At 52.9% G+C, this 13,965-nt stretch carries 12 protein-coding genes and 1 riboswitch; of the genes, 10 read left to right on the top strand and 2 right to left on the bottom strand.

The window, feature by feature from the left end; translation table 11 throughout:
- Positions 1-2 precede the first annotated feature (2 nt).
- A complete protein-coding gene (locus POG22_RS04890; RefSeq protein ID WP_498903932.1) occupies positions 3-1,706 on the bottom strand; it encodes an ABC-ATPase domain-containing protein in 1,704 nt (567 codons plus the stop codon).
- Between the two features lie 164 nt (positions 1,707-1,870).
- Positions 1,871-2,551, bottom strand: a complete 681-nt coding sequence (locus tag POG22_RS04895; protein ID WP_498903933.1) for a 4'-phosphopantetheinyl transferase family protein — start codon at positions 2,549-2,551, stop codon at positions 1,871-1,873.
- A gap of 76 nt (positions 2,552-2,627) precedes the next feature.
- Positions 2,628-2,772, top strand: a riboswitch (cobalamin riboswitch).
- Here POG22_RS04895 and POG22_RS04900 point away from each other — a divergent pair.
- The 10 genes from POG22_RS04900 to POG22_RS04945 all read left to right on the top strand — a co-directional run bounded on the left by POG22_RS04900 (position 2,747) and on the right by POG22_RS04945 (position 13,521).
- On the top strand, positions 2,747-2,878 hold the full coding sequence (locus POG22_RS04900) for a hypothetical protein (protein WP_281166982.1): 132 nt from the start codon (positions 2,747-2,749) through the stop codon (positions 2,876-2,878). It overlaps the preceding riboswitch by 26 nt.
- 433 nt (positions 2,879-3,311) lie before the next feature.
- A complete protein-coding gene (locus POG22_RS04905; protein WP_498903934.1) occupies positions 3,312-4,010 on the top strand; it encodes a hypothetical protein in 699 nt (232 codons plus the stop codon).
- Between the two features lie 115 nt (positions 4,011-4,125).
- On the top strand, positions 4,126-6,384 hold the full coding sequence (gene metE, locus POG22_RS04910; protein WP_498903936.1) for a 5-methyltetrahydropteroyltriglutamate--homocysteine S-methyltransferase: 2,259 nt from the start codon (positions 4,126-4,128) through the stop codon (positions 6,382-6,384).
- A 131-nt stretch (positions 6,385-6,515) separates the two neighbouring features.
- The gene (locus POG22_RS04915) at positions 6,516-6,941 is read left to right on the top strand and encodes a hypothetical protein (protein ID WP_498903938.1); all 426 of its coding nucleotides are present in this window, start codon (positions 6,516-6,518) and stop codon (positions 6,939-6,941) included.
- Positions 6,942-7,109: 168 nt separating this feature from the next.
- Complete coding sequence (locus tag POG22_RS04920) at positions 7,110-7,610, top strand: Hsp20/alpha crystallin family protein (protein ID WP_498903939.1); 501 nt, start codon at positions 7,110-7,112, stop codon at positions 7,608-7,610.
- Between the two features lie 293 nt (positions 7,611-7,903).
- Positions 7,904-9,817, top strand: coding sequence for an Hsp70 family protein (gene dnaK / locus POG22_RS04925; protein ID WP_498903941.1), 1,914 nt, complete (start codon positions 7,904-7,906; stop codon positions 9,815-9,817).
- A gap of 166 nt (positions 9,818-9,983) precedes the next feature.
- On the top strand, positions 9,984-10,511 hold the full coding sequence (locus POG22_RS04930) for a phosphoribosyltransferase (RefSeq protein WP_498903942.1): 528 nt from the start codon (positions 9,984-9,986) through the stop codon (positions 10,509-10,511).
- A 377-nt stretch (positions 10,512-10,888) separates the two neighbouring features.
- The gene (locus POG22_RS04935) at positions 10,889-11,131 is read left to right on the top strand and encodes a hypothetical protein (protein WP_498903943.1); all 243 of its coding nucleotides are present in this window, start codon (positions 10,889-10,891) and stop codon (positions 11,129-11,131) included.
- 129 nt (positions 11,132-11,260) lie between these two features.
- Positions 11,261-12,922: a calcium-binding protein gene (locus POG22_RS04940; RefSeq protein ID WP_498903945.1), complete on the top strand. Its 1,662-nt coding sequence runs from the start codon at positions 11,261-11,263 to the stop codon at positions 12,920-12,922.
- Positions 12,923-13,314: 392 nt separating this feature from the next.
- A complete protein-coding gene (locus POG22_RS04945) occupies positions 13,315-13,521 on the top strand; it encodes a hypothetical protein (protein ID WP_017660305.1) in 207 nt (68 codons plus the stop codon).
- Positions 13,522-13,965 lie beyond the last annotated feature (444 nt).

Consider the following 13,965-nt stretch of genomic DNA (forward strand, 5'->3'; position numbering starts at 1 on the left):
CGCTACCGTGTCTGAAGGGTTCTCAGACGATTTAAGGCGGCGGCGAACTCGAAGCGGCGAAACTCGGCGAGATCGCCTTGGGGGAACGGCGATAAGACTTCTAAACCTCGGTTTTCGATGTCGGAGAAGATTAAATCGAGGAGTTCGGTTAAGGTTCGGCGGCCGTCGGCGTATTCTTGTTTGAGATACACCATCGCTTCGGCGATCGCTCTCAACTGTCCCGTATCGACAAGTTGCTGAACCGCCGAGAGGTCGATGTTCTCGGTTCCGAAGACGATTTCGTCGATGTCGCGAACTTGCCATTTCACCGATCGCTTTCCACGACTGGGATCGATGCTGTCGGGATCGATCGCGCGCGATCGCACCTCTCCAAACACCTCGCCGCCTTCGGGTTGGCGTCCGGTGGCGAATTCGGCGGCGATTTGACGGACTTCTTCGGTCACGTCGCTGGGGAGAAATTCTGTCATCGCGATCGCGGTATCGGCCACATCGAAGTAATCGCCGCTTCCTCCCATCACTAAAATTGTCGAAACCTCCCGTTCTTCGAGCAGTTGGCGGACGCGATCGATAAACGGCGTAATCGGTTCTTTCTCTTTAGCGATTAACTGCTGCATTCGGCGATCGCGAATCGTAAAGTTCGTCGCCGAGGTATCTTCGTCGATCAGTAACAGTTTAGCGCCGACTTCCAACGCCTCGACGATATTCGCCGCCTGAGACGTACTTCCACTGGCGTTTTCCGTCGAAAACGAAGTCGTCGGCCGGTTTTGAGGGAGATTGTTAATAAACGGCGAGATGTCTACTCCCGCCACGTAACGACCGTCTTCGGCGCGAATTTTAACCGCTGTGGGATCGGTGACGACAAATTCCCGTCCGTCGTCGGGGATGTGGTTGTAAACTCCCAGTTCGATCGCTCGCAGCAGGGTCGATTTTCCGTGATAGCCGCCGCCGACGACGAGCGTGACGCCTTTAGAAATTCCCATTCCCGAGATTTCACCGCCGTTGGGTCGATCGAACGTCACCCGTAGCGAGTCTGGAGACTCGAAGGGAACGGCGTTTTTTTGCAACGGTCGATCGTCGACGCCGCTGCGACGGGGTAAGATCGCGCCGTCGGCGACGAAGGAAACTAAATCTCTCTCGGAGAGTTGCGATCGCAGCCAATCCGCATCTTCGACAGTTTCCACGTGACGGCGAACGTCCGCCGCGTCGAGATTGGCGTAGACTAAGGCGCGATCGATCGATTCGGGAACGTCTTCACAGAGCATATACGCCGCCTGTCGTCCTAGGATGCGCCGTCCTCGGGCCGGAAGTCCCACGACAAACCGCAGTTCGAGCCAGTCGTCGTTAATATAAGCTGAGGTGCGATCGAGGACTTCCTGTCCCATCCGACAGACGGCGATGGTGCCACTTTTCCCCGTTCCTCGGTGTTGGCTGACGCGGTGACAAGCCGAGTCGAACTGTCGGGTGAGGTAGTCCCGCAACGCCACCTGTCGCGACGGCGTGTTGTAGAGTTCGGCGGGAAATTTCGCCACGGATTGGGGAACGCGTACCCGCAGCTTACTCGGCGACGCGAAGGGATCGCCTTGAACGTAGTCGATAATCAGGGTGAAGTTGGGAAATTCGTACTGTCCTTGAATGTCTTTGTATGCCTTGTAGCCTCGGTTGTCGAGGTCGAGGAGCAGATCGTACAAGGTTTCTGAATCAGTCATTGTCGTTGCGTGGGTCGCGGCGGCATTCTCAGACAAACTCTGTTAACTTAACATATCCCAATCCTTGGATCTCGATTTTCTAGATCTCGATTTTCTAGATCTCGACGTTCTCGCGAAGGTGTGGCGGGGTTTGGAAGTGGCGGTGCGAGCGATCGCGTAACGGTTCACCATCGATCGCACTCTCGCCGTCGGATTTCTGCGATCTCTCCGTCTACGACTAACGCCGCTGCATAATCCGAGCGAAGTTGCAACGGTTTCAACGTCCACGTTCGTTCTGAATCAGTCCACAACACCGGTGAAGGCGTCAAAGTCACTTCCACGCGACTCAACCCCGCTAACCCTTCTCCCGTGGCTTTGAGATACGCTTCTTTGCACGTCCAGTAGTCGAAAAAAGCGGCGTCGCGTTGGTGTTCTGCAATTTCGTTTAACGCCGCCACCTCTCGAGGACTGAAAAATCGCTCGGCTAAAGCGGTACTGTCAATTTGGCGTTTGTATTCGAGATCGACACCGATCGCTCGATTCCACGTGACGGCGATTAACGCCAAATCCTCAGAGTGAGAGACGTTGAAGGCTAACGGCGTTCCGTTTAAAAAGGGTTTTCCCCGATCGCCGTACTCGAACTGTATGGTTTGCGGGGGGATATCGAGATAGTCGCCGAGAAGCCAGCGTAACGCACTGCGAGCCAGGACGAACCGACGGCGATCGCGAGCGAAACGATACCGAGACGCTCGTTCTCGTTCTGTTTCCGACAGAATGTCCCAGGTGCGATCGTTGGGGAAGTTCTCGGCGTCTAACGCCACACACCAGAGATCGACAGTATCCGGTTCGAGAGTTTGGAGTTCCAAAGAACTTTAAGGATAGAAAAAACAGCGCGATCGAGATGACATTTCAACTTATATTAAGCCACGAGCGATCGAACGTGCTATTATGTATCCGTTCGGTTCTAACGGGGATCAGCCGTTAGATGCAAGGGGGAAAGTTCGGTGAAAATCCGACGCTGTCCCGCAGCTGTGAAGGGGTCGATCGATCTCTGAGTCAGAATGCCCGCCGACCAAGTTCGCCAAGTCAATACGTTCGTCTGCGAGGTACAGATGATGGCAGTTTTAGCCTTTTCAAACCGTCTCTATCGTCCCCCCGATCTCGGCGATCCGCTACCGATCGCATCGTCCTGAGTTCGACTGAAAAAAGTTCCGAGTTTTGTGAGTTCGATCTAATACTCGCGTCGTTTTGGCAATTCGATCGCCTGCCGTTTTCTTCGGTTGGGTGCTGTTCGCGATTTCGCGATCGCTGGAATTTTTGAGTTAGAAATTCGAGCTGTTTTTTTGCGAGCGATCGTGCTTTTCAGATGCTTTTTTAACGGTAAATCGAGGGGTTTATCTCACTTTTGCGATCGGAACCCCACCCATCCTTCTCTTACTGAAGGGAGGTGCTGAGGGGTCGTTCTACGAAATCGAACGGTATCTAAATCGAGAGATTTTTCAGAACAAATACCTTTAAACGCTCGGGTATTTGTTGCGATCTCAAACGTGCGTTTTTGGCTGTTCTAAACGTATCAGATCGCTCTTGACATTTTCGTGCCTTCGTGCAAGCGAGGAAAATTTTGCGATGACGTATCCCACTCAAGAAGACGATCGACCGATCGTCGTAACTTACGAATCTGAAATTTTGAAAACCCTTCAAAAAACGGTTTCTCAAAACTGTAGTTCTCAACGAGAAACCTGTTGTTCTTGGTGGCTGAGTTTACTCGTTACGGTGGCGAGTTTGAGTTGTCTCGTATCGCCTCACGTTCCTATCGTTGCATTTTCTGCGATCGCCAGTCGAACGCTTCCGTTAAAAACGGTTGTGTCGAGTCTCGTTGGGTTGTGGGCGATCGATCGTTTTTATGACGTTTTCGTTCGTCACAGTTCGATCGATCTAGAGTGGTGGATTTGGGGAGGTGTCGCGGGATTGACCGGACTCGCGATCGCTGGATTTTCTCTGTGGATTGCTCCGTCAGAAAATTGTAAAATTCGCGATCGCTATTTAGGTATTTGGACGAGTTTTTTCAGTGGATTTCTCTTTTTTCAAGCCTTCCTGATGCTCGTGAATGGTGAAATGAAGCTCGATTTTCTGACTCTCGACGTTCTCAACGAAATTTTCGTTCGAGAAATCCTTTGGGCGATCGTATTTTCAGGACTGCACTACCTCCTTATAGAAATTGTATTGCCCGAGATTGGAAAATGCTTCGTTGGCAATTTAACATCGACGACAGATGCTTTATCGTTTGAATACAAGCGATCGCACTTCCGATCGAAACAGATTTAAAAGCTCGAGATAGCTCGAGAACATAGCGATCGCACTGCATCACCCCTGTTCTCTCAAATCTCAAAAAAACTCTAAAGTGAGTTTGTCAACCATTATCAACAATTCTTTGCAAATCATGCTGACAACAACATTAGGTTATCCCTGCATCGGACAAAAACGAGAACTCAAAAAATCGCTTGAGAGTTTTTGGAAAGGAAACATATCCGAATCCGAGCTTCTCGCCACGTTCGAGACCTTACAAGTTCGGGCTTGGAAAACACAGCTCGAAGCAGATATTGAAGGCATTGGCGTCGGCGATGCCACGCTGTACGATCGCGTTCTCGACTGGGTGATTCGTTTCGGACTCGTCCCCCAACGATTTCGATCGCTAGAAGGACGCGATCGCTACTTCGCAATGGCACGCGGAAAAGGCGAAATCGCCGCCTTAGAAATGACGAAGTGGTTCGACACCAACTATCACTATCTCGTCCCCGAAATCACGTCAGATTTAACCCCAACCGCCAACTTTGGCGACTTTCTCGATACCGTTCGTCGCGCCAAATCCGTCTTGGGAGAACGCACCGTTCCCATCGTTCTCGGTCCGGTGACGCTGTTACGACTGAGTCGCCTCGACGGGGTCGAATTTGACAGTGTCCTGTCCCAACTGCTCCCCCTGTACCAACAACTGCTGACCCAACTGAACGAACTCGAAATCGCCGAAGTTCAACTCCACGAACCCGCCTTAGTCTTCAGCGACGCCCCGGAGTTGCAAACCGCCTTTGAAACCGCATACGGCGAACTCTCTCAAGTGGGAATTCCCCTGCACCTCGTCACCTACTTCGACGACCTCGGAGAAACCTATCCCTGGGTGGTGCAACTTCCCGTATCCGCGATCGCCTTGGACTTTACCCGAGGTCGAACCCTGGAATTGGTCAAAACCCACGGATTCCCCAGCGACAAACGCCTCGGCGTCGGTTTGGTGGACGCTCGGAACGTCTGGCGTATCCGTCCCGAAGCCACAACCACCTTGCTACGCCAGTTGCAAACCGTCACCCGCAACTTGTGCGTTCAACCGTCGGCGTCCTTGCAATTCGTTCCCTACGATGCTCGCCGCGAAACCCAACTTCCCGACCCCTTGCGAAACGTTTTGAGTTTCGCCGAACAAAAACTCGAAGAAGTGGCCGTTCTCGGTCAAACCCTGGAGAATCGCAGCCTCAACTCCCGACTCGATCGCATTGAAAAAGACTGGGTGGCGTTCCGTCTGTTCGATCCCGCCAAACCCGAAGTTCGACAGCGCATCGAATCGCTGAAAGTTTCAGATTTCGAGCGATCGCAACCCTACAGCGATCGCGTTTCCCAACAGGTGAAACTTCCGGCGTTCCCCACCACCACCATCGGCTCTTATCCCCAAACCCAAGCGGTGCGAAAACTGCGGGCCCGCTACAAACGGGGCGAACTGACTCCGTCAGAATACCAACAGCAGATCGATCTCCACATCGCCTACTGCATCGGCGTCCAAGACGGAATGGGAATGGACGTTTTGGTTCACGGCGAGTTCGAGCGTTCCGACATGGTGGAATACTTCGGACAACAACTCGACGGCTACGCCTTCACCCGTCACGGTTGGGTACAAAGCTACGGAAGCCGCTACGTGCGTCCGCCGATTATCTACAGCGACATCCTGCGCCCCCAAGCAATGACCGTCCGCGAGTTTCAAGTGGCGCAGTCTCTCACGGACAAACCGGTCAAAGGAATGTTAACCGGCCCGGTGACGATGTTGAACTGGTCGTACCCCCGTACCGATATTTCTCGCAAAGAACAGGCGTTTCAACTGGCGTTGGCGATTCGCGAGGAAGTGGCCGATTTAGAAGCGGCTGGCGCAAAATTCGTTCAAGTGGACGAACCCGCCTTACGGGAAGGTTTACCGCTCAAACAAGAGCGGTGGAACGACTATCTCAGTTGGGCTGTCGATGCGTTCCGGTTGAGTGTCGGCGTCGCCAAGCCAGAAACTCAGGTTCACACGCATATGTGCTATTCGGAGTTCGGCGACATTATGGAGGCGATCGATCGCTTGGACGCCGACGTGATTTCGATTGAAGACAGCCGCAGTAACAACGAGACGCTGATGCAACTGACAGATGCAGGTTATCCCCGACAGGTGGGGCCGGGGGTTTACGACGTTCACGCACCCGCCGTTCCCTCTGAGGACACTTTTAAAGAGAGCATCCGCAAGTGCAGTCAGCATTTACCGAGCGATCGCATTTGGGTCAATCCCGATTGCGGTCTGAAAACGCGCGGTTGGCCCGAAACCGTCGCCGCTACGCGCAATATGGTTAGTGCGGCGTTGGAACTGCGTCGGGACATCGAAACGGCTTCTAACGGTAAATCGCGGTGACCGGGTGAGGAATGACCGGATGATGTGATGGTGAGTCGGTGCGTGATGCGGAAAATCTCATTTGACGGTCAAACTTGACATTTTTCAGCCGCGTCACGCACCCTACCCCTTCTCTCCTCATCTCTATTTTTATGGTTTCAAATAATTGGCAACAAACCTTTATCGAGCGTAACGTAACTGTTCTCGGTTACAACGCTTGGCTGGGGTATTTAACCTCGGGACGGGGGCTGTTGGTGTGCAGTACTGACAGCCCGAAACTCACATCTACGGGGGCGACGTTTGAGGTGTCGTTTATTGCGCGGCGTCGTTTGGCGCCCTTTTTAAACGCCTGGTTGACGGCACCGGATACCGTTTTGTTGCAAAATCATTTTAACAGCGTTCCGATTTTGGAAGCGGTCGATCGCTACGACCCGGAAACCGACGTGATGTTGCTGTTGCAAGCTGAAGGTCGCGCGACGTTTTTTTGTCTCGAACCGCTTCCGGTGACGCCGCCTCAGTGTTACCGAAAAATACGCGATCGCCGCTCTGAATTCGAGTTCGACACCGAATCCCCTTAAAACCGTTTTTGAAAGAAATCGCGACGACGTTCGGTTTTCGCCATCGCGAAAATACCACCGACCCGGATACGGTTTGCCCCAATGCGAGCGCGGTTGGGGCTTTTTAGGATAGGAGACAGAAAGACACGAAAACATCCTCAACTGCGAAACTTTTACCGCTTGCTTTCGATGAACGCTCGACTTCTCGTCCGCCCTCAACCCCAATTCGATCGCCTATCCCCGTTACGTCCTTCGGTTTCGATTCCCGTCGAAGTTTGCGAAACCGACTCGACTTTAGAACTGCGATCGCTCCTTCCCGGCGTCGAACCGCAAGATCTCGACCTGGAAGTAACGAAAAACCGCGTCACCCTCTCGGCGACCGTAACCTACGGAAACCTGCAACAGCCCCGTCGAGAACTGCGGAACGGACATCGCGTCTACACAGAACTCCACGCGCGATCGCACAGGCGCAGTATCGACCTTCCCGTCGAAGTGCTTCCCCACCGCGCCACCGCGACGTTGCGAGACGGGCTTTTAAGCGTTACCCTGCCCAAAGTCCCGCCATCTCAAAACGTGAAGGTGAGTTTATCCGATCTTCGTCCGAGTCAGAGCGATCGCCCCACCCCATCCCCAGCCGCAACAACGCCAGAGGACGCCGAACTTTCGCAGGATTTGTGGTCGGACGGCTAAACGACCCCTCTCCAAACCCGCCGTCACCTCAACCGCGATCGAGGCGGTTCTATGACAAACCGTCCTCACACAGGTTCGGGAAACACGCCTTCAAGGGAAGCGCCCCCGCCGTCAGTATAGAAAAGTAAAGAAATGCGATTAGAGAGAGTTTGCTCGCACAGGCGCTTGTCGAGCGAGAAACTGACGCCTCTGAGGGCTTGCAATCGATCGCATGAGATCGGCGGTCGCGATCGACTCGCGAAAAGCTTCGACACCCCATTTATTTAAGTTGTAGAGACACACAGGATACACCCATGGCCAAAGTCGTTGGAATTGACCTCGGAACGACCAACTCCTGCGTCGCAGTGATGGAAGGGGGTAAACCCACCGTCATCGCCAACGCAGAAGGCTTCCGAACCACGCCCTCCGTTGTAGCTTACGCGAAAAACGGCGATCGCCTGGTCGGTCAGATCGCCAAACGTCAAGCCGTGATGAACCCGACCAACACCTTCTATTCGGTCAAACGGTTCATCGGACGCCGTCACGACGAAGTGACCCACGAAACTAGCGAAGTTACCTACAAAGTTCTCAACATTAACGGGAACGTCAAACTCGACTGTCCGCAAGCCGAGAAACAATTCGCCCCCGAAGAAATTTCGGCGCAAGTGCTGCGGAAACTCGCCGAAGACGCCAGCAAATACCTCGGCGAAACCGTCACCCAAGCCGTCATTACCGTTCCGGCTTACTTCAACGACTCCCAGCGTCAAGCTACGAAAGACGCCGGAAAAATCGCCGGACTGGAAGTGCTGCGGATCATCAACGAACCCACCGCCGCATCTCTGGCTTACGGACTCGATAAGAAGAGTAACGAAACCATTCTCGTCTTCGACCTCGGCGGCGGAACCTTCGACGTGTCCATCCTCGAAGTCGGTGACGGCGTGTTCGAGGTGATGGCCACCTCCGGCGACACTCACCTCGGCGGTGACGACTTCGACAAACAAATCGTCGATTACATCGCCGCAGAATTCCAAAAAACTGAAGGAATCGACCTCCGCAAAGACAAACAAGCTCTGCAACGTCTGACGGAAGCGGCCGAAAAAGCCAAAATCGAACTCTCTAGCGTCACCCAAGCCGACATCAACTTACCGTTTATTACGGCGACGCAAGACGGACCCAAGCACGTCGATATGACGCTGACGCGGGCCAAGTTCGAGGAAATCTGCGCCAACTTGATCGATCGCTGTCGCATCCCGGTCGAAAACGCCCTCAAAGACGCAAAACTCAGCAAAGAGAGCATCGACGAAGTGGTCTTGGTTGGGGGTTCGACTCGGATTCCCGCCGTCCAAAAACTCGTCACGGACGTTCTGGGTAAGGAACCCAACCAAAGCGTCAACCCTGACGAAGTGGTTGCAGTGGGTGCGGCGATTCAAGGTGGCGTCCTCGCCGGAGAAGTCAAAGACATTCTGCTGCTGGACGTGACGCCGCTGTCTCTGGGGGTCGAAACCCTCGGCGGCGTGATGACCAAACTGATTCCCCGCAACACCACGATTCCCACGAAGAAATCGGAAACCTTCTCGACGGCGGTGGACGGTCAAACCAATGTGGAAATCCACGTCCTGCAAGGGGAACGGGAAATGGCCTCGGACAACAAGAGCCTCGGAACGTTCCGCCTCGACGGAATTCCTCCCGCGCCTCGTGGCGTCCCTCAAATCGAAGTTACCTTCGATATCGACGCCAACGGTATCTTGAACGTTACCGCGAAGGACAAAGGATCGGGTAAAGAGCAGTCTATCAGCATCACGGGTGCTTCGACTCTCTCCGATACGGAAGTCGATCGCATGGTGAAAGACGCCGAAGCCAACGCGGAAGAAGACCAGAAACGCCGCGAACGCATCGAGTTGAAAAACCAAGCCGATACGCTGGCGTATCAAGCTGAGAAGCAAATCAACGAACTTGGCGACAAAGTTCCGGCCGACGATAAGTCCAAAATCGAAGGTTTGATTAAGGAACTCAAGGAAGCCGTCAGCCAAGACGACGACGAGGCGATGAAAGCGAAGACCGAAGAGCTGCAACAAGCCCTGTACGCGGTCAGCACCAACCTGTACCAGCAAGCTGGTGGTGACGGTGCTGCGGCGGGTGCAGCCCCCGGCGATGAAGCGCCTTCGGACTCCTCCTCCGATGACGGCGGCGACGATGTCATCGATGCGGAGTTCTCTGAAACCAAATAGGTGGGTTTGACCGCTTCGATTTAATGGAAACCGGGTTTCTTGAAGAAGCCCGGTTTCTTCGTTTTTCGACGACAAACGACGATGCTAAGCTAGGTTGACATCCCGCTGAGAGAATCGGCAGTTCGTACTATCGGTTTGTAAAAAATCTGTTTCTAAGCAAGGAGCTATGTCGGATCTTTTCGTGTCTTGGGCGGAATACCACCAGCTCGTCGAACGTTTGGCGGTAAACCTGTACGAATCCGGTTGGAGATTCGATCGCATCCTTTGTGTGGCGCGGGGTGGCTTGCGCGTCGGCGATATCCTCTCACGCCTGTTCGACTGTCCGTTGGCGATTCTGGCTACGTCGTCTTACGGCGGTGCGGACGGACGAGAACGCGGTCGGGTTTCGATCGCCCCTCATTTGACGATGAGTTCGACTCCTCTCGGACGGCGTGTTTTAGTGGTAGACGATTTGGTGGATTCGGGGGAATCGTTGAAAGCGGTGTTGGCGTGGTTGCGCGATCGCTATGGCGACGAGATCGAAGAGATGCGAACGGCGGTGTTGTGGTACAAAGCTTGTGGAAACATCGCACCGGATTATTACGTCGAATACCTTCGAGATAATCCTTGGATTCATCAACCGTTCGAGCAGTACGAACAGCTCAGTCCGGCGTCTCTCGCGGTGCGAAATCGAGGCGATCGCACGGAAAGATAAGAGACAATGGCTCGACTCGCTATTTGATTTTTTAAAAGGCGAGATAATATAAAATGCTGCGATCGTTTGTTGTAAACAGGTTTTGGGATCGGCATTTTTTTGAAATGTAAAAAATATTTATTAGTGATTTTTTGTATTTTTTGATACTAAAAAATATCGATATAACAAAATTTAAAAATTTTAAATAAATTTAATAAATTCATAAAATATATTTGTATTTATTGAAATCAAAAAGTATTTTTTTATCGTTTTTTATCGAGAAACAGATGCCAATCGATACAGATCGGATGTATTTCGAGCAAACGCTCGAAAATCGATCGCGCCGAGACAGATGAACTCGCAAAGGCAGACGATCTTAACTGTTTAAAAGCTGTGTCTTGTATCGATATAAACGTATCGAGTTGAGGGCAAGCGATCGCAGCGAACCCAATGGCAATCTCGCGAACGGTCGGGCGACTCCCCACCTCGAACCGCAGCGCGATCGCGTCCGACTGCCGCAACAACGCCTCGAGAACCACATTCAGGCAGTGCGATCGCAAACACATCCGTCCGAAGGCTTTAGCGCGACCTCACCGACCCGATTGCAAAAAACTTTCCCGAGGATAGACCGAACGAGATGAAGATCGAATACATCTCGATTTCGAGCGACCCAAAACCGTCTCGATCGCGAGTTTTGGAACTAATTTCTCGCGCGATCGTCTATTTCAATAGCAGCCTTTCCTTTTTTCGATTTTAGGAACTTTGTAAACATGGCTAATAACACAACCCTATCCGGTCAACTCAACGCCAACGATCTGATTTTCATGTCGGGCGATATCGGGACGACGAACAACGCCGTCACGCGCTTTGACGAATACTTACTCACGGTCGACCAACCCACCGCAAACTTAACGCTGACCTTCACGCCAACTGGCGCAACGGACGTGGCACTCGTGGCCGCCAACCCCGAAGACGGAACGGAACTGGCAGGAAGCTTTAACGAAGGCAATCCGGCCACGTCGACGACTGCATTAATTCCGGGTCAAACGGAATATCGCGTCATCCTCACGACGAACGAAGCCGCTCCCGTCTTTCCCATCGATTACAAAATACAAGCCTTAGTCGATGCCGGGAACGTCACCCTCTCGTCTTTAACCAACTCCATCACCGGCGCACCTCAGTCGGGAAATACTCTGTCTCTCAACGGTCAACTGACCGATGGAGACTTTCTCGCCTTGCCTTCGCCGACGAACTACTCCCTCGCTGACGAGTATCGCGTTGCCACGACCTTGGCGGGCGAAACGCTCACCGCACAGGTCTCGTCGGGTTCCGGTTTCACCCCCCGCTTGCAAATCATCGACATGACGAACGGTGTCATTACCGATGACGTCGCGGGGGTTGGTGTCAGTGCCACCGAAGCGTTGGCGGCGAACACAGAATATCGCGTACGGGTCTTTAGCAATACGCCCCTCGGAGAACAGGATACCCGCAACTACACCCTCGTTCTTACCGCACCGACGGGAGTTAAAGCGGCCGAACTCAGCCCGTCTCAAGGGGCGGGTTTGGCTCAAATCAATACGCCGACACAACCGGCTCCGCTGCCCCCGACGGCATCGAATACGGCAGAATACGCCAGCTATAACATGGGCGAACAAGGCAGCGCCCAAAACCCCGATCCGACGGCTCCGACGAACCAATTCGACCTGATCGGACTGTCAGTCGGTGACGACACCATCGACTTGAACGCTCCGCCCAACTTGGGAACGCCGCCGATTTTCACCGATCTCACTCCCGCAATTCTCCCCGACGGTTCGACGGACTTCAACAACGCCCGTTGGGTGGTGGCTTTTGGTGGGAACGATACGTTTACCGGAACGGCAGCCAACGACGTTCCGATCGTTGGAAACCAAGGGAACGACACCTTTAATATGGGTGATGGCGATGATGTGGCGGTCGGTGGTGCGGATGCAGACGAACTCAACGGTGAAGCCGGTGACGACATCCTCAACGGCAACCGAGGAAACGATATCGTCAACGGGGGAGACGGGAACGACCTGCTCAACGGTGGCGCGGACGACGACGTACTCATCGGCGGTGCTGGACAAGATACCCTATCGGGAGATCTCGGTCGCGATTTCCTCACCGGCGGTACGAACTCCGATACCTTTATTCTGACCAACAGTACGGCAACGGCGACGGCTGCTGAAGCGGACGTGATTACCGATTTCAGCGTGGCAGAAGCGGACAAAATCCAGTTGGACGGCGTCGGCTTTGCCGATATCGCTCTCGAGGCGGTCGATGTTGCGATCGATGCGGGAGCGGCCACGGCATCGACCGCGTTGAAAGTTATTGCCAGCGGTCAGTACGTCGGCGTGGTGCAAGGGGTGACGCCGTTCGAGATTGCTGAGGCGTCTGGCAGTATTTTCGTGTAAACGCCTTCTGAAACGATCTCTGGATTGACGGTTCTATCTTTGTTCTCCAGCTTGCGATCGAGCCTCCTTCTCTATTGAAGGGGGCTTTGTTTGAGGAAAAGGTACTCGGAATTCCGTATTTTTAATGAAAAACATATCGCAAGATACGGACAATTGGTCTGTTGTTTTTATTTTAAAATGCGTGTTTTTACGGTTGCAAAAAATCGCGCAATTCGTTTTGCGACTTTCTGAAAGCCAGAGACGAAGAGCCTTTGGGGAGACTTGCGATCGCGATCGCATTTTTTTGTGAAGACGATCGCAGTCGCTTTAGCTGGCGATCGCACGCACGTTTAAAAAAATCCGATAAGATAAAGTCGATACCAAAAGTAGTCAATTTGGGGTGGCTACCGACTATGTCTTACGTTCAAGCACAAACCTGCGATCGAACGGTTCGCGAAATCGCCGATCGGATCTTCGAGTCACATCGGATTACTCGGGCTGACCAACAGGTGTTTATGGCGAGTTTGCTATCTAAATCTAGCCTGACACTCGAAGAACAAAATCTCATCAACCACGTTTTTGAAGAACTCAAACGCGGTGTTTTGCGAGTTGTCGATTAGCAAACTCTCGAATACTCGCATAAGGGTGCATCTCACATTTGTCCATAACACAAAATCGTCAATCTGTCAATGTTTCTCACTCGGGCGACGCTCGACAACATTTGCAAACAGGAATTAGAACCCCGGCATCTCTAAGACGCTGGGGTTCTACGCAACAGCCAGATTGCAGTCGAGAAAAGCTTATTTTTTCAACGTACAGCCGTTTTACGCCGGTTCGTACAGATATTCAAACCAGTTTCCGTCGGGATCGCGTGCTTGACATACTCCCCAGCCTGAAGGCGTGGGGATTCTCCAGACCTCACAGTTCTAGATTTCTGGTTCGGCGACAACCCTTACTACCCATTGTTGCCAATAAGTACCAGAGGGGTTTATCTCCCCAGACGTTTTCCCCATTACAGAGGAGGTTTCGGTATGCCCTACCGTACCTGATAATCTACTGAAAAA

The sequence above is a fragment of the Geitlerinema sp. CS-897 genome, assembly GCF_028368005.1.
Classification (GTDB): domain Bacteria; phylum Cyanobacteriota; class Cyanobacteriia; order Cyanobacteriales; family Geitlerinemataceae; genus Baaleninema; species Baaleninema simplex.